Here is a 15,636-nt window from a genome sequence, read left to right as displayed (position 1 = left end):
TCGGCCGGTACGGCGCGCGGCCGGGACCTCTAGCCTGAACGGCGTGAAGGTACGGGACCGGCCGGGCGGGCGGGTGCGGAACGCGGCCGACGCCGGGTTCGGGGTCGTGTCCGCGATGACGCTCGCCCTGTGGGCGTACCAGATCGCGGTGACCTGGGGCGGGACCCACTGGTGGTTCGGCTGCGCCGCCGGGGCGACCGTGTGCGCGATCGCCCTGGCGCGCCGGCGCGACCGGACGCGGGCGGCGGTCGCGGGCCTGGCCGTCGCGGGGGCCGCCCTCGTGGTCGCCCGTCTCGCGTCGCTGCCCAGCGAACCCGGTCCCGCCATGGCCCTGGGACTGGCCGTGCTCGTCGGCTCCGCGGCCGGGGCGCTCCCGGCGCCGCGCGCCGCCGCCGTCGCGGCCGGCGGGCTCGGGCTGGTCGCCGCCACCTGGTTCACCGCCCCGCCGTCCCCGGGGCTCCCGCCGGTGACGCTGCTGAACGCCGTCGCCTGGTCCGCGGCCCTCGCCACGGGGCTGTGCTCGCGGCTGTTCGAGGCCCGCCACCGGGCCGCCGTCGAGAAGGTGCGCCGTGACGAACGGCTGGCGCTGGCCAGGGAGCTGCACGACGCCGTCGCCCACCACGTCACCGGCATCGTGCTCAACGCCCAGGCCGCGCAGCTCGCCGCCCGCAGACGACCCGCGACGCCGCAGGGCCCGTTCTCGGAGATCGAGGCCGCCGGGTCCGACGCGCTGCGCGCGGTACGGCGCGTCGCCGGCCTGCTGGGCGACGACGGCGACGCGTCCCCCGCCGCGGCCGGTCCCGGATCCCTCGGCGACCTGGTCGGGCGCTTCGGCGACCGGGAAGGCGGCCCGCGGGTGCGCCTGCTGTCCTCGGCCGACGAGTCGCGATGGCCCCCGGAGGTGGCCGTCACCGTCCACCGGGTCGTCCAGGAGTCGCTGACCAACGTCTCGCGCCACGCCCGGCGGGCCCGCTCGGTCACGGTCCGCGTCGGCCTGGACGGCGGGTCCGTCGTCGTCGAGGTCCTCGACGACTCCCCGCCGGTCCCGGCCGGGTACCACCGCCGCGGCGGGTACGGCCTGGTCGGGATGCGCGAACGCGTCGAGGCCCTGGGAGGCACGCTGAGCGCGGGCCCGCGCCCGGGGGCCGGCTGGTCGGTGCGCGCCGTCCTCCCCGTGCCCGCGCGGACCCGCCGATGACGATCCGGGTGCTGCTGGCCGACGACCAGCCGATGGTCCGCCGCGGCCTGCGGCTCATCCTGGAGGACCAGCCCGGCATCAGCGTGGTCGCCGAGGCCGCCGACGGCGCCGAGGCGGTCTTCCTGGCCCGGCGGCTGCGCCCGGACGTGTGCCTGGTGGACGTCCGGATGCCCCGGCTCAACGGCATCGAGGTCACCCGCCTCCTGGCCGGTCCCGGTGTCGCGGACCCGCTCCGGGTGGTCGTGGTCACCACCTTCGACCTCGACGAGTACGTCTACGACGCGCTGCGCGGCGGAGCGGCCGGCTTCGTGCTGAAGGACGCCGGTCCGGTCCTGCTCGTCGAGGCCGTCCGGGCGGCGGACGCCGGTGACGCCCTGGTCTCGCCGTCGGTCACCCAGCGGCTGCTGCGCCGGTTCACGGCGGCCGCCGCCCCCTCCGCCCGCGGGCCGGGGCGACCGCTCTCCGAACGGGAGACGGAGGTGGTGCGGGCCATCGCCAGGGGCCTGACCAACCACGAGATCGCCGCGGAGCTGTTCATCTCACTGAGCACGGTCAAAGGCCACATCTCCGGCATCCTCACCAAGCTCGGGGTGCGCAACCGGGTCGAGATCGCCGCCTGGGCATGGGAGAACCGCGGGCCGGACGGCCCCTGAGGGCACCGGCACGCCACCGGCACGTCACCGGTATGCACCGCCGCGGAATCGGTCATCCGAAAAAAACCCCGCGCTAGGAAAAATCAGGAAATTGCGGTTCATAATGGAAACATCACTCTGGAATTAAATTCTTTTCGCGTACGGCGAAGCCCGCTACCTGCACTGATCTCACATCTATATCGTCTGATCCGTGTTTAACTCGGACTTGCGGTAATCACCCGACTTCCAGGGGTAGTGAACTCGGATTGAGCGAGACCGCACCGTGAACCAGGGGGAGACCATTCATGATCAGTGTCCTGATCGCCGAGGACATGCATCTCGTTCGGGGGGCCATGGTCGCCCTGCTCTCCATGGAGAGCGACATCAAGGTCATCGGTGACACCGGTCACGGCGACGAGGTCGTCCCCTCCTGCGTGCAGCTCCGGCCGGACGTCGCGCTCATCGACATCGGGCTCCCCGGCACCGACGGTCTCACCGCGACGGCGGAACTGCGCCACAGGCTTCCCGAGTGCGCGCCCGTGATCCTGACCGGGCTCGCCACCCCGGCCGCGCTCTGCCGGGCGCTGGACGTCGGGGCCCGCGGATTCGTGGTCAAGGACACCCCGGCCGACCAGCTCGCGGGATACGTGCGCCGGGTGGCCGCGGGGGAGCAGGTGGTCGACCCGGAACTGGCCGTCGCCGCGCTGCACGCCAAGCGGAACCCGCTGACCGCGCGCGAGCTGGAGGTCCTGGGGGCCGCGGCCGAGGGGGCCCCGGTCGGCGAGATCGCCGACCGGCTCTGCCTGTCCGGCGGGACCGTGCGCAACTACCTGGCGCGGATCCTCACCAAGGTCGGCGCCCGCACCCGCGTCGAGGCGGTCAAAATCGCCAGGCAGGCCGGCTGGCTCTGGTCCGACGACCCGGCCGAGCTGGGCGTGATCCGCTACCGCTGATCCCGCGCCACCGGACGCGGGGAGGGGCCGATCTCCAGGCCGGTGTGGGCGGCGAGGAAGGCGAGCATGTCCGCGGCCAGCCCGATCGCGCGGTCCGCCGAGCGGGCGCCGTGGCCGACGTCGCCCTCGTGGCGCAGCAGGATCGGCCGCGAGCCCGACGTCGCCCACTGCAGCGCCGCGCACATCTTGCGCGCGTGCATGGGGTCGACGCGGGAGTCACCGCCGAAGGTCGTCAGCAGCGTCGCCGGGTAGTCGACGCCCTTCGTGACCCGGTGGTAGGGGGAGTAGCCCAGCAGCCAGCCCAGCTGCTCGGGATCGTCGGCCGAGCCGTACTCGGGACGCCAGGACGGCCCCAGCCCGGAGCGCTCGTAGCGGACCATGTCGAGCAGCGGTGCCGAGCAGACCGCGGCGGCGAACAGGTCCGGGCGCTGCGTCAGCGCGGCGCCCACCAGCAGGCCGCCGTTGGACTCGCCGCACGCCCCCAGCAGCGAAGGGGTGGTCCAGCCGTCCGCGACGAGCTTCTCGGCCGCCGCCGCGAAGTCGTCGAAGACGTTCTGCTTGCGCTCCAGCATGCCGTCGCGGTGCCAGTCCGCACCCTCCTCGCCGCCGCCGCGCAGCTGGGCGAGGGCGAAGACCCCGCCGGCCTCGACCCAGGGCAGGACGTAGCTGGAGTACGACGGCGTGAGCGAGAGCCCGAACCCGCCGTAGCCGTACAGGATCGCCGGCCGGGGGCCGGAGCCGGGGCGGGCCAGCACGACCATCCGCACCGGCGTGCCGTCCGCCGAGGGGAAGACCACCTGGCGGGCCTGGAGCTCGGGCACCTGCACGGCGCCGGGCGGGACGGCCCACGGCGTCGTCAGGCCGGTGCGCGTGTCGTAGCGGTGCACGCTCGCGGGCGTGACGCTGTCGGTGTAGGTGAACCAGACCTCGTGCCCGCCCTCGGGACGGACGGTCATCCCGCCGGCCGACCCCAGGCCGGGCAGCGGCACCCGCCCGCGCCGCTCCCCGGTGGCCAGGTCGTGGACGTCGATCTCGGCGACCGCGTGCCGCGTCCGGGCGACCAGGAGCGTCCGGCCGGCGATGGTGAACTCGCCGATCACCGCCTCGGGGTCCTCGGCGACCAGGTCGGCCCAGTCCTCGGGGCCCGGCCGCGCCGGGTCGGCCACGCAGAGCCGTCCGCGCGGCGCGTCCAGGGTGGTGAGCAGGTACAGGCGCCCGTCGAGGCCGACGGCCGGGGCCGTCACCGCGCCTGCGTCCCGCTGGATCACCCGCAGGTCCGGGCGGTCCGGGGAGGAGGCGGACAGGTCGGCCAGCCAGAGGTCGTTGCCCCCGGCGGCCATCGCCGAGATCGTCAGCCAGCGCCCGTCGTGGCCGATCCCGAGGCCGTAGGAGCGGTCCTCCTCCATGATCATGGCGTCGTCCTCGGCGGGGGTGCCCAGCCGGTGCAGGCGGACCTGGCGGGAGCGGACGTAGAAGAAGGACTTCCCGTCGGGCAGCCACGCCACCGGCGCGTACCGGCACCGGTCGATCGGGCCGTCCACCACCTGCCGGGTGACGACGTCCATGACCCGCAGCTCCGAGCGCTCGTCCCCGCTCCTGGACAGCTGGTAGGCCAGCAGCCGGCCGTCCGGGGACGGCTGCCAGTGGTCGAGCGTGGTCAGCCCGCTCGGGTCGAGCTCCGCCGGGTCGATCAGTGCCTCCTCCGCCTCCTCCGTCCCCTCCGGACCGCACCGGTACAGGACCGCGTGCCGCTGGTCGGCCGTACGGCGCACGAAGAACCGGTGCTCGCCGCGCCAGGCCGGGGTGCCGACCATCCCGGCCCCGGTCAGCGCGGCCACCCGCGAGCGCCACAGGTCACGGCCGGGCAGCTGCCCGGCGTGGGCGCGCCACAGCTCCTCCTGGGCCGCCGACCAGCTCCGCGTCTCCGGGGCGCCGGGATCCTCCAGCCACCGGTACGGGTCGGGCACGGCGCGTCCGTGCAGGTGGTCGACGACCGGTCGCCGCTCGGCGGGAGGGTAGATCATCGGTTTCCTCCGGGGTGGGGACCGCGGGCCCGGGCTCTGCACGGGGGACGCGGCGGGACGGTCACGGGCATCGGGACGGCCGGGAACGGCGGGGACGGCGCAGGCTCTCGCGTGGTCACGGCACCGGCTCCCGCCCGGTCACGGCACCAGCTCCTGCGCGCTCGACGGGTCCCACCGTCCGGCCAGGTCGGCGTACAGCGGGGAGGTGGCGAGCATCTCCTCGTGGGTGCCCAGCCGGACGCTGGTGCCGTCCATCACGAGGATCCGCCGGGCCCGCAGGGCCGAGGTCAGCCGGTGGGCGATGACGATGAGCGTGCCGCCCCGCCGGGCGAACGCATCCTCGGCGCGGGCCTCGGCCACCGGGTCCAGGTGGCACGTCGCCTCGTCGAGGACGACCAGCCGGGCCGGGGCCAGGTAGGCGCGGGCCAGGGCGATCAGCTGGCGGTCGGCGGGGGAGAGCAGATCGGAGCGGACCTCGGCGGACAGGCCGCCCAGCCGCGTCACCAGGCCGGTCAGGCCGATCTCGGCCACCGCCTCGCCGACCGCCTCGGGCGAGGCGTCACCGGCCAGGTAGACGAGGTTCTCCCACAGGGAGCCCCGGAAGACGTAGGCCTCCTGGGGGATCAGCACCCGTCCGGCCGGGTCGAGCCGGTCGGCCGGCACCCCGCACACCTCGATGCGTCCGGACGCGGGCCGCAGCAGCCCGGTCAGCAGCGCGGCGAGCGTGGACTTGCCGATGCCACTGGGGCCCACCACGGCGATGTGCTCGCCCTCGGCCACCGACAGGTCCAGGCCGTCGATCACCGGTTCGGCGTGCGGGCCGTAGGCGAACGTCACGCCGCGCAGCTCGGCACCCCCGTCCCCGGTCACGGCCGCCACTCGCGCGCCCGCCCGCGCGGGCGGCTCGCCGTCGCGCAGCAGCCGGTCGAGCGCCACCCGCAGCCGGACCCCGTTGATGCCCAGCCCCTCCACGAGGTTGCCGAGCGCGGGCGCCAGCGACTGCGTGACGTAGGCCAGGGCGCCCAGGATCACCCCGGCGCCCGCGCCTTCGCCGATCAGCCAGGGGGTGCCGGCCAGGATCAGCAGGATCGGCAACCGGCCGCCCACCGCCAGGGACACGGTGCGCAGCGCCGTCACCCGGGCCAGCGACCGGGCCGCGCCGGCCTGCTCGGCCACCCGCAGGCCGACCTCGTCGGCCATCCGCCGCTCGGCCCGGCAGGCGGTGATGTCCCGCAGCCCGCCGACCATGCCGGCCAGCGCCGTGGCGGTGCGCTCGTCGGCCAGGATGAACTCTCGCTGCCGCCGGGCCAGGGCGCGCAGCGACAGCAGGAAGACGACGAGCCCCGCGACGAACGGCGGCAGCACCAGCACCAGCACCTGCGGCACGAGGGCCGCCAGCCCGAGCGCCACGCTCACCACGGTGAACGCGAACGACCTGACCACCGTGATGACCGAGGCGAACGCGTCGCGGGCCAGCTCGACCTGGAGGTTGGAGCGCGCCACCGCACCCGCCCCCGGGCCCCGCCCGGAGGCGGCCGAGTGGCGCAGCGCGTCGTCGACGACGTGGGCCAGCAGCTCCTCGCGGAACGGCTCCACGATCGCGGCGACGGCCAGCACGACCTGCCGCGCGCCGACCGCGGCCAGCAACCACGCGCCGCCGAGCAGGGCCAGCCAGGCGAACCCGGTCCCGGGCCGTCCCGCGCCGAAGCCCTCGTCGATGGCCCGCGCGATGGCCAGCCCGATGACCAGCGAGGGCGCGCTCTCCGCGACCGACCACCCCGCCAGCCTGACCAGCTGGTACGGGTCCCTGCGCAGCGCCCGGCGCAGCGGCCGGTTCACGGGGCGTCCGCCTGGAAGACGGCGCGGTAGGCCGGGTCGGCCCACAGGACGCCGTGCGCCGCGCAGGCGCGTATCCGGCCGTCGTCCAGCCAGATCACCCGGTCGGCCGCCGCGGCGGTCGCCACCCGGTGGGTCACGATCAGCCGCGTCCGGTCGCGCAGCTCCCCGGAGAGCGCGCGGGCGACCTGGCGCTCGGTGACGGTGTCCAGGCTGGAGGTGGCGTCGTCCAGGACGAGCAGGCGCCGGCCCTGCGCGAAGGCGCGGGCCAGGCCGAGCCGCTGCCGCTCCCCGCCGGACATGGGCGCCTCCTCCAGCGGGGTGTCGTACCCCAGCGGGAGCCTGCGGACGAAGTCGTCGGCCCGCGCCGCCCGCGCCGCCGTCCGCACGACCTCGTCCCCCCCGGAGGCGTACCGGGGAGCGTGCCGGGGAACGCGTCCGGAGCTCGCGGAGCCCGCGGGGCCTGCGGAGCTCGCGGGGTCCGGGCCGGAGGGCGACGGGGGGCCGGGAGCGGGGAGGTCGGCGCCCAGGGCGACGGCGGCGCCCACGGTCCCGCCGAGCAGCACCGGGCGCTCGAAGGCGTACCCGACCGCGGCGCGCAGCGCCTCCTGGGAGAGCTCGGGCAACGGGACGCCGTCCAGCAGGACCGTGCCGCGGCACGGGTCCACCAGGCGGCCCGCGACCGCGGCGAGCAGCGACTTCCCGGCGCCGGAGCGGCCGACCACGGCCACCGCCTGCCCGCCGGGGACGACGAGGTCGACGTCGCGCAGGCCGTCCGCCTCGACGCCGTGGAACTCCAGTGTGCCGGGCCCGGGAGGCAGCGTCCGGGCACCGTAGAGGCGGGGGCTCTCGGCCAGCAGCTCCCCCACCCTGGACGCGGCGGCCCGCGCCCTGGCCAGGCGGCCGACCTGGCCCAGCGCCGAGCCGAGGCCCGCGCCGAGCACGACGTAGCGGGCGGCGGCGTACAGCTCACCGGCCGACAGGTCCCCGGCGGCCAGCCGCAGCCCGCCCACCCCGAGCACGGCGACCTCCAGCAGCGGGACCACGGCCCCGGCCTGCACGCCGGCGCGCGCGTTGACCCGCCACATCTCCATGGCGTGCCTGCGCAGCAGGGGCAGCGCGGTCAGCACCCGCGCCCGCTCCTGGTCGGCGGTGCCGGCGGCGGCGATGGTACGGGCCCCGGCCAGGGCGTCGACCAGGCGGCCGGCGATGTCGCCCTGCGCGGCCTGGTACTCGCCCGCCATCGTGGTGCTCGCGCTGAGGAAGGCGCGCAGGACGAGCCCGATGAGGACGAGCCCGGCGACCAGCGTCACGGTCAGCAGGGGATCGATGAGGGTGAGGGCCACGACGGCGCCCGCGGTGGGGATGACCAGCGCGGCCGCGGTGACGACCGCCTCGGGGGCGCGTCCGATCTCCTCGGTGTTCAGGCCCATCCGGGTCACCAGCTCCCCCTCGGGGAACCTGCGGGTCATCGCGGGCCCGACGCCGAGGACGTGACGCACCACCCGGGTCCTGAGCCAGGCCGCCGAACGCGCGCCGCTCGACCCCGCGGCCCAGACACCGAGGGCGTCGCAGACCACGGCCGCCACCACGACGCCGGCGCAGACGCCGACCCAGGTCGCCGCGCCACCGGTCATGCCCGTCCCACCGGCCACCAGCGCGTCGACCGTCCTGCCCAGCACCAGCGGGAGCGCCAGCTGGGCGAACGCCCCCAGGACCGAGGCGACCGCGAGCACGGCCAGCCAGGGTCCGCCCCGCCGTACGGTCTCGGCCACCAGCCGGTCGGCTGCCCGCACGGGTGCCTCCTCCCTCGGGAAACGGGCGTGCCCGGGACGGCCGCCGTCGCTGGCCGTCCCGGGCACCGGATCTCACTAGTGGCAGAGCACGACGCTCAGGTTGCTGGGCTTGCCGGACTCGCAGCCGAGGACCGTGAGGGTGCTGCCGCCGCCACCGCCGCCACCGCCGGTGGGGGTCTCCAGGGACTGCAGGTCGAGAAGGACCATGGGAATCGCTCCGTTTCTGGGTTTTGTGACTCGGGGTGGAGAGGGGTTTCTAGTGGCAGAGCACGACGCTCAGGTTGCTGGGCTTGCCGGACTCGCACCCGAGGACCGTGAGGGTGCTGCCGCCACCGCCGCCGCCACCGCCGGTGGGGGTCTCCAGGGACTGCAGGTCGAGAAGGACCATGGGAATCGCTCCGTTTCTGGGTTTTGTGACTCGGGGTGGAGAGGGGTTTCTAGTGGCAGAGCACGACGCTCAGGTTGCTGGGCTTGCCGGACTCGCACCCGAGGACGGTCAGGGTGCTGCCGCCACCGCCGCCGCCACCGCCGGTGGGGGTCTCCAGGGACTGCAGGTCGAGAAGGACCATTTCGTTACACCTCCTTCGCTGTGTCGCAGGGGCCAAACCGCCCGGCGAATCCGTGCGCCGACACCCCTTGCGGGGTGTTCGTGTCGCCGGGCGGTTCGATGAAGGGGAGGAACACCGGCCTGTCGTGCAGCACGGCGCTCATCGCGAACAGGACTCCGGCCGTGCCGGTCGCGAAGTCCATGGAGAGCCTGAGCAACTGGTTGCCGGGGAAGGCCAGCCCGCCGCCGTAGGGCAGCGCGTGCCAGTCCAGTCCGCGCAGTTGCTCGGCCAGGTAGGTGGATTCGGGGACGGAGGCGCGCGGCCCGGGCGTCAGTCCCCAGCCCAGGGCGCCGATCATGCCGCTCCGGCCGGTGAACAGGCCGGACTGCACGAAGTACCGTCCCCGGGTGACGAGCCGGCAGCCGTCCAGGGCGGCGCGGAAGGTCTCGTCGTCCCGGTGGGCCAGGTAGCGGGCGAGGACCACGCCGATGCCCACGGATCCCTCGTCCAGGTAGGGCAGCGTGCGCCAGCCCTGGTCGACCTGGAGGGTCCCGTCCGCGCCGGCGGTGCAGCGCCGCAGGTCCTGGCGGAGCGCGACCTCCGCCCGCTCCAGCAGGGAGGTGTCGCCGGTGCGCTCGTAGGCGTGCAGGAACAGCAGGGCCGGTCCTGAGGAGCCGTACATCAGCCCGGCGCGGGGCTTGCCGCCGCCGCTGATCTCCGGCACGTCGTCGGGGCCGCCCAGCCGGTCGGAGCAGATGTCGACGATCTTCATGGCCGTCTCGCCCAGGGAGCGCTCGCCGGTGGCGGTGCCCAGGTGGAGGAGGTTCAGGCCCATGCCGGCCAGGCCCCCGAAGAGCCCCAGCTCCAGCGACTCCCACTTCTCGCGCAGGCACAGGTCGACGGTGTCGACCGCGTCCTGGCGGTGCCCGAGCAGGTCGAGGACGTAGGCCACGCCGTGCAGGCCGTCGTAGAACCCCAGGGCGGTCCCCGGGGCGGGGGCCAGTGCCCTGGCGCGCAGCCAGTCCTCGTACCGGGGAAGCCGTTCGGCGCCCGTCCGCTCCAGCGCGTACAGCACGCCCGCCGCGCCGTAGGCGAGGTTCACGCCCCCGCCGGGCTGGAACTGGGCGACGTCGCCGGGGAAGAGCCGGTCCTCGCGCTCGGGGGTGGCGCTCGCCAGGATGGCGCGGGTCATCGCCTCCCTGAGCCGGGGCCAGTCCTCGGCGCCCGGCCTCGGGAACGGGGTGGGCGCCGCGGGCTCGGGGCCGGTGATGGCCCGGACCGCGTCGTCGATCACCTCGGACGGCACCGGGAAGGTCTCGCGGATCATCCTGGCCAGGTCGAGGACCTTGGCGCGGTCGAGCGACAGCATGATCGTGAGCTGCGGGGCGAACAGCCCCAGGCACAGGCAGGCCAGGGCGTAGTGGTCGATCTCGACGCCCTGCCGGTCGGCCGGCGCGCCGAACGCCGGGTGGCCGAGCGCCGCCCGCCCGCGGTCGGCGGTCAGCGTGGCCACCTCGTAGTCGATCAGCGTCAGGCGGCCGTCGTCGGTCACCAGGATGTTGTTCGGGTGCAGGTCGCCGAAGACCACCCCGCGCCCGTGCAGGGACTCCACCGCACGGCGCACCTTGGGAAGGACGTCGAGCACCCAGGCGGTGTACTCGGCGATGGTCTGCTCGTCGCAGGTCGCGCTGGTCAGCGGGTAGCGGTGCACGAGCTGGCGCTGCAGCGGGTTGCCGTCGACGAACTCCTCGACCAGGAAGTGGTGGCCGCCCAGGGTGAAGTAGTCGACCAGCGCGGGCACCGCCTCCAGCCCGGACAGGCGCTCCAGCATGTCGCGCTCGTGGGCCAGCCGCGCCACGGCGTCCCGGCCCGCGGCGTCCAGCCCGGCGTGCGGGCGCCCCTCCTTGAGCACCACCCGCTTGCCGGTGCGCACGTCCTCGGCGAGGTAGACGCCCCCGCCGTTGGAGAACTGCATGACGCTCTCGACCCGGTACGGCAGCCCCTCGGTGGTGACCGCGTTGCGGGCGGCCAGGTGGGGTTCGAGGAAGGCGGGCAGCGTCACCCAGGACGGCACGCCGAAGGCCGGCTCCCGCACGTCCGGGACCAGGCGTCCCTCGCCGTCCTCGATGGCCAGCACCAGCTCGCCGTTGTCGGCCAGGCAGCGCCGCCCGGCGAAGCCGCCGTACCGGACGAAGAGCGGGCCCTCGCCGTAGCGGAGGTCGCTGAGGATGTACGGCCCCTCGATGCCCCTGAGCAGCTCGTCGAGCTCCTTGAGCGTGAGCTCCAGCTGGGCCTCGTCCACCGGGTAGATCGTCACGAGCTTGCCGCTGGCGCCGCGGGGGGCGGCCTTGGAGTTCAGCATGGCCATGACCGGCAGGCTGCGCAGGAACTTGAACGCGATGCCGCGGGGGACGCAGTAGTCCCAGACCGCCTCTATGGCGCGCTCGGCGTCCTCGACGCGGGCCGAGACGTGGATCTTCCAGCCCTGGAAGGGTGTACGGCCGGTGAGCGGCGCGTAGTGCATCCAGGTGTCGGTCGCCTGGTGCTGCCAGCCCTCCGGCAGGTCCCGGCTCGCGAGTGCGAAGTCGGGGTGGTCGCCCCGGCGGCCGTCGAGCGTGTCATAGAAAAGCGGGTCCGCCAGGCAATAAAGCTCATACTGGTCATCCACGGCATTCTCCCCTGCTGTCTTCCAGAAGAGAGAATTACGGATAACCCGAGAAACCACCAGTTACAAACTGAACCACTCGCATATGCGAAACTCACAGTGCTAACCGTGAGGGTGTGCGCTACCTGCACTTTCGCGAGGGACGTGAAGCTTATTCGGAAAAATTATCAGGAAGTTCGGCTATCAGGGTGAACCACCCGTCCTTGCCACCACTCGCCCGTACCGTGCCACCGAGGTCCTCCAGGCGGTGGCGCAGGTTGCCCACGCCGCTGCCGGGCGCGGACGTCTCCCGCCGGGGCGCCCCGTCGTTGACGACGGTCAGGCGCAGCCGGCCGCCCTGCTCGACCAGCTCGACGGCGCACCGCTTCACCCGGCTGTGCCGCAGCATGTTCGTCACGCCCTCGCGGACCACGGCGCCCAGCGCGGTGCTCACCGCCTCGGGCAGCTCGTCCACGTCCACCCGTACCGAGCAGTAGGCCCCGAAGCCCTCGATCAGCACCTTGGCCCGCGCGACCTCGCCGGGGAAGGAGATCCGGTGACCCGCCGCGGAGAGGTTCCGCACCGAGTGCGCGGCCTGCCGCACGGCCCGCAGCACCTCTTCGAGGTCCTCGCGCAGCGGACCGTCGCCGGCCGCCCGGCGATGGGCCAGCTCCCCCCTGATCGAGGCCAGCCAGAGCCAGTGCCCCACGAGGTCGTGCATGTCGCGGGCGAATCCCTCGTAGGCCCTGGAGAGCGCCCGCTCCCGTTCGAGCCTCAGCCGTCTGATGCGCAGGGTGAGGGCGTAGGTGACGCCCAGCGAGACCAGAAGCGCACCCGCCCCTGCCGCTCCGACGAGATAGGCGGCCTGCGACATCGAGTGCCTCTCCCAGAAGAAATGATATTCCCGATAATAAACGTGAAAAACAGGCCGCGTGTCAATGCGGAAGACGGTCACGCGGCGTGATGACGGGGGCGATGAATTTCAGTAATTACCCGACCATTGGGATGTGGATCACATATTCGGTTCAATGTCTAATAAACGGGCGCACCATGCTTCCGCCGCCTCGGGCGCACCCCGCCCGTCCCGCCTCCACCGGCCTCGGGCGCACCCCGCCCGTCCCGCCTCCACCGGCCCCGGACGCGCCACATTCCTCCGCTTCCACCGGCCCCGAGGGGCGCCGCACGCCCTCCGCGCACGCCGCCCCCGGGTGTACGGGAGTGCGCCGGCACGGCCGGGCGCCGGACGCGCCGGCACGCCTCCGGCCGCCACGTTCCCCGGGCCACGGCGTGGAAAGAGCCGGTCACGGTGGGTGATCGTGGAAGATGTCCGTGTGCGGTTGTCGATTCCGGCGCTCTCCGCGTGTCGTCCTCATGAGGGGCCGCCCGGAGGCGGCCCGGGAGCGACGATCAGGACGACGGAGATGACGAGGGACATGACGGCGGACACGACGACGGGAACGACGACGGACACGACGGCGGACACGACGGCGGACACGACGGCGGGGACGGTCGCGGGCCGGGCGTTCGAGGTGACGTGGGAGGGGGAGCTGCCCGCGAGCCCGCAGGAGGTCTGGGAGGCGTTCACGCTCCACACCACCGGCTGGTACTGGGAGATCGACTACGAGCCCCGGGCCGGAGGGGCCGAGCGGGGGCTGACCGGCAAGGGCGGCGTGGTGAGCGTCTGGGAGCCGCCCCGGCACTTCACCACGCGGACCGTGCCGGGCGCCGACGAGTTCAACGAGCTCGACTACCGGCTCCGGCCCACCCCGCGGGGCACCCTGCTGACCCTCACCCACCGGGGCGTCATCGCCGGGGACGACTACGACACCGAACTCGACGCCTGCCGGAGGCACACCGCGCTCTACTACCACTCGCTGGGCGAGTACCTGCGCCACTTCCCCGGCCGTGACGCGGCCTACCTCAGGCTCGACGCGCCCGGCGGCTCCGCGTCCGGAGGGTTCGCGCGGCTGCGCCGGGCGCTGGGCGTCCCCGACGGGATCGAGGCGGGCGACCCGGTGAGGCTGACACCGGCCGGCCTCGGCCCGATCGAGGGCGTGGCCGACTTCGTGGCACCCGCCTTCCTCGGGGTACGGTCCGCCGACGCGCTCCACCGCTTCTACGGACGGGACGCGTGGGGATGGCCGGTCGGGGTGGCGCACCACCTGTTCGCCGGGGACGCGGACGCGGAGGCGGCCCGGCGGGCGTGGGCGGCATGGCTGGACGACGTGTTCACGAGCGAGAGGGAGGCGTGATGGCCCGGTACGCGGTGCTCATCTACGAGCGGGAGACGCCCGGCGGGGTGGCCGACATCCCCCCGGAGGTCATGCGGGCCCACGGGGAACTGCCCGGACGGGTCGCCGAGCTGGGCGGCCGGATCGTCGCCGGGCTGTCACTCGAACAGTCCGGCACGGCGACCGCGGTCCGCGGCGACCTGGTGACGGACGGCCCCTTCATCGAGACCAAGGAGGCGCTGGCCGGGGTCTTCGTGCTGGAGGCGCGCGACCTCGACCACGCGCTGGCGCTGGCCCGGCTGACGCCGATCGTGAACGGCGGCGTCGAGGTCAGGCCGCTGACCGGCTTCGACGTCCTGGAGGAGGAGAGCTGAACCCCGCCGAACGAGCGGTCGCCGACGCGCACCGTCGCGAGTGGGCCTACGTGCTCGCCGCGACGGTGCGGGTGACCCGCGACCTCGACGCCGCGGAGGAGGCCGTGCAGGACGCCTACGTCCAGGCCCTGCGGACCTGGCCGCGCGACGGCGTGCCCGGCAGGCCCGGCGCCTGGCTGACCACGGTCGCCCGCCGGAACGCGCTCAACGTCATCCGCCGCCGGCGGACGCTGGAGACGAAACTGCCCCTGCTGCTCGGCGCCGAGGACACCGGGGACACCGGGGAGCCCGGGTACCCGGAGCCGTCCGGGGCGTCCGGGGTGCCGGGGGTGCCGGGGGAGTCCGGGACGGACGGCGGGGCGATCCCCGACGACCGCCTCCGGCTGATCTTCACGTGCTGTCACCCGGCGCTGGCCGAACAGGCGCGTACCGCGCTCACGCTGCGCCTGGTGTGCGGCCTGACGACTGCCGACATCGCGCGGGCCTTCCTGGTGCCCGAGGCCACGATGGCCGCCCGCCTCACCCGGGCCAAGAAGAAGATCGCCGCCGCGCGCATCCCGTACACCGTGCCGTCCGCCGCCGACCTGCCCGAGCGCGTCGACGCCGTGCTCACCGTCCTGCACCTGCTGTACGCGGCCGGGCACACCGCCCCCTCGGGCACCGGCCTCGTCCGCGACGAGCTGGCCGGACGCGCGCTCGACCTGGCGCGCACGCTGAGGCTCCTGCTGCCCGCCGACCGCGAGGTGGCCGGGCTGCTCGCGCTGCTGCTCGCCCACCACGCGCGCCGCGCCACCCGGACCGACGCCCACGGCCGCCTGCTGCGCCTTCAGGAGCAGGACCGCTCGGCCTGGGACCGCGAGATGATCGCCGAGGCCGACCGGCTCGTGGTCGAGGCGCTCACCGCCGGGCCGCCCGGCCGGTTCACCCTGCAGGCCGCGATCGCGGCGCTGCACGCCGAGGCCCCCGGCTACGCGCAGACCGACTGGCCGCAGATCCTGACCCTGTACGACGAGCTGCTGCGGATCTGGCCGTCGCCCGTCGTGGCGCTGAACCGCGCGGTGGCGGTGTCGATGGTGCACGGCCCCGAGGCCGCGCTGACCGAGGTCGAGGCGCTCGAACGGGAGGGACGGCTGGCCGGATACCTCTACCTGCACGCCACCAAGGCCGACCTCCTGCACCGCCTCGGGCGCGACACCGAGGCGGTGCGGTCCTACCGGGCGGCTCTGGAACTCGGCGGCAACGTCGCCGAGCAGGAGTTCCTCACCGAACGCATCCGGTCGGCCGGGCCGACAGGTTCGGCCGGTTCGACAGGTTCGGACACCGGTCTCCCCGGCTGACACCACCCCGGCCGGGACGGGGACCCGACGGAGCCACGGCACGACGGCGCGGCACGTCGGAGC

The 15,636-nt window shown here is 74.4% G+C and carries 14 protein-coding genes; 6 read left to right on the top strand and 8 right to left on the bottom strand.

The window, feature by feature from the left end:
• The first annotated feature begins 43 nt into the window (after window positions 1–43).
• The 3 genes from ABD832_RS27765 to ABD832_RS27755 all read left to right on the top strand — a co-directional run bounded on the left by ABD832_RS27765 (window position 44) and on the right by ABD832_RS27755 (window position 2,783).
• Window positions 44–1,198, top strand: a complete 1,155-nt coding sequence (locus ABD832_RS27765) for a sensor histidine kinase (RefSeq protein WP_344900563.1) — start codon at window positions 44–46, stop codon at window positions 1,196–1,198.
• A complete protein-coding gene (locus ABD832_RS27760) occupies window positions 1,195–1,851 on the top strand; it encodes a response regulator (RefSeq protein WP_344900561.1) in 657 nt (218 codons plus the stop codon). Before ABD832_RS27765 ends, ABD832_RS27760 begins: the two co-directional genes overlap by 4 nt.
• 284 nt (window positions 1,852–2,135) lie before the next feature.
• Window positions 2,136–2,783, top strand: coding sequence for a response regulator transcription factor (locus ABD832_RS27755; RefSeq protein ID WP_344900559.1), 648 nt, complete (start codon window positions 2,136–2,138; stop codon window positions 2,781–2,783).
• Here the strand turns inward: ABD832_RS27755 and ABD832_RS27750 are convergent.
• The 8 genes from ABD832_RS27750 to ABD832_RS27715 form a co-directional block, all read right to left on the bottom strand.
• Window positions 2,774–4,807, bottom strand: a complete 2,034-nt coding sequence (locus ABD832_RS27750; RefSeq protein WP_344900557.1) for a prolyl oligopeptidase family serine peptidase — start codon at window positions 4,805–4,807, stop codon at window positions 2,774–2,776. The two genes, ABD832_RS27755 and ABD832_RS27750, sit on opposite strands and share 10 nt — an antisense overlap.
• Before the next feature lie 138 nt (window positions 4,808–4,945).
• The gene (locus tag ABD832_RS27745; protein WP_344900555.1) at window positions 4,946–6,646 is read right to left on the bottom strand and encodes an ATP-binding cassette domain-containing protein; all 1,701 of its coding nucleotides are present in this window, start codon (window positions 6,644–6,646) and stop codon (window positions 4,946–4,948) included.
• Window positions 6,643–8,439, bottom strand: a complete 1,797-nt coding sequence (locus ABD832_RS27740) for an ABC transporter ATP-binding protein (protein ID WP_344900553.1) — start codon at window positions 8,437–8,439, stop codon at window positions 6,643–6,645. The genes ABD832_RS27745 and ABD832_RS27740 overlap by 4 nt, the downstream gene beginning before the upstream one ends.
• A 75-nt stretch (window positions 8,440–8,514) precedes the next feature.
• Window positions 8,515–8,646 (bottom strand): SapB/AmfS family lanthipeptide, encoded by a 132-nt coding sequence (locus ABD832_RS27735; RefSeq protein WP_344900551.1) that lies wholly within the window; start codon window positions 8,644–8,646, stop codon window positions 8,515–8,517.
• Window positions 8,647–8,695: 49 nt separating this feature from the next.
• On the bottom strand, window positions 8,696–8,827 hold the full coding sequence (locus ABD832_RS27730; protein ID WP_344900551.1) for a SapB/AmfS family lanthipeptide: 132 nt from the start codon (window positions 8,825–8,827) through the stop codon (window positions 8,696–8,698).
• 49 nt (window positions 8,828–8,876) lie between these two features.
• The gene (locus tag ABD832_RS27725) at window positions 8,877–9,008 is read right to left on the bottom strand and encodes a SapB/AmfS family lanthipeptide (protein WP_344900551.1); all 132 of its coding nucleotides are present in this window, start codon (window positions 9,006–9,008) and stop codon (window positions 8,877–8,879) included.
• A gap of 4 nt (window positions 9,009–9,012) precedes the next feature.
• Complete coding sequence (gene lanKC, locus ABD832_RS27720; RefSeq protein WP_344900549.1) at window positions 9,013–11,655, bottom strand: class III lanthionine synthetase LanKC; 2,643 nt, start codon at window positions 11,653–11,655, stop codon at window positions 9,013–9,015.
• A 148-nt stretch (window positions 11,656–11,803) separates the two neighbouring features.
• Window positions 11,804–12,505, bottom strand: coding sequence for a sensor histidine kinase (locus ABD832_RS27715; RefSeq protein ID WP_344900547.1), 702 nt, complete (start codon window positions 12,503–12,505; stop codon window positions 11,804–11,806).
• A 547-nt stretch (window positions 12,506–13,052) separates the two neighbouring features.
• On the opposite strand from ABD832_RS27715, the gene ABD832_RS27710 reads away from it, so the two are divergent.
• The 3 genes from ABD832_RS27710 to ABD832_RS27700 are packed head-to-tail and all read left to right on the top strand — an operon-like array spanning window position 13,053 to window position 15,573.
• Window positions 13,053–13,883, top strand: coding sequence for an SRPBCC family protein (locus tag ABD832_RS27710; RefSeq protein ID WP_344900545.1), 831 nt, complete (start codon window positions 13,053–13,055; stop codon window positions 13,881–13,883).
• Entirely contained in the window at window positions 13,883–14,236 is a 354-nt protein-coding gene (locus ABD832_RS27705) for a YciI family protein (protein ID WP_344900543.1), read from the top strand. The genes ABD832_RS27710 and ABD832_RS27705 overlap by 1 nt, the downstream gene beginning before the upstream one ends.
• Window positions 14,237–14,286: 50 nt before the next feature.
• Complete coding sequence (locus tag ABD832_RS27700) at window positions 14,287–15,573, top strand: RNA polymerase sigma factor (RefSeq protein WP_344900541.1); 1,287 nt, start codon at window positions 14,287–14,289, stop codon at window positions 15,571–15,573.
• Window positions 15,574–15,636: the final 63 nt, after the last annotated feature.

Source organism: Streptosporangium longisporum, assembly GCF_039534895.1.
GTDB lineage: Bacteria > Actinomycetota > Actinomycetes > Streptosporangiales > Streptosporangiaceae > Streptosporangium > Streptosporangium longisporum.
This window is presented reverse-complemented; position numbering and strand designations above follow the sequence as displayed.

Excerpts from the sequence above, each read along its gene's own strand:
- ABD832_RS27760 (WP_344900561.1), top strand. The coding sequence starts at position 1,195 with ATGACGATCCGGGTGCTGCTGGCCGACGACCAGCCGATGGTCCGCCGC.
- ABD832_RS27755 (WP_344900559.1), top strand. The coding sequence starts at position 2,136 with ATGATCAGTGTCCTGATCGCCGAGGACATGCATCTCGTTCGGGGGGCC.
- ABD832_RS27750 (WP_344900557.1), bottom strand. The coding sequence starts at position 4,807 with ATGATCTACCCTCCCGCCGAGCGGCGACCGGTCGTCGACCACCTGCAC.
- ABD832_RS27735 (WP_344900551.1), bottom strand. The coding sequence starts at position 8,646 with ATGGTCCTTCTCGACCTGCAGTCCCTGGAGACCCCCACCGGCGGTGGC.
- ABD832_RS27730 (WP_344900551.1), bottom strand. The coding sequence starts at position 8,827 with ATGGTCCTTCTCGACCTGCAGTCCCTGGAGACCCCCACCGGCGGTGGC.
- ABD832_RS27725 (WP_344900551.1), bottom strand. The coding sequence starts at position 9,008 with ATGGTCCTTCTCGACCTGCAGTCCCTGGAGACCCCCACCGGCGGTGGC.
- ABD832_RS27715 (WP_344900547.1), bottom strand. The coding sequence starts at position 12,505 with ATGTCGCAGGCCGCCTATCTCGTCGGAGCGGCAGGGGCGGGTGCGCTT.
- ABD832_RS27710 (WP_344900545.1), top strand. The coding sequence starts at position 13,053 with ATGACGAGGGACATGACGGCGGACACGACGACGGGAACGACGACGGAC.
- ABD832_RS27705 (WP_344900543.1), top strand. The coding sequence starts at position 13,883 with ATGGCCCGGTACGCGGTGCTCATCTACGAGCGGGAGACGCCCGGCGGG.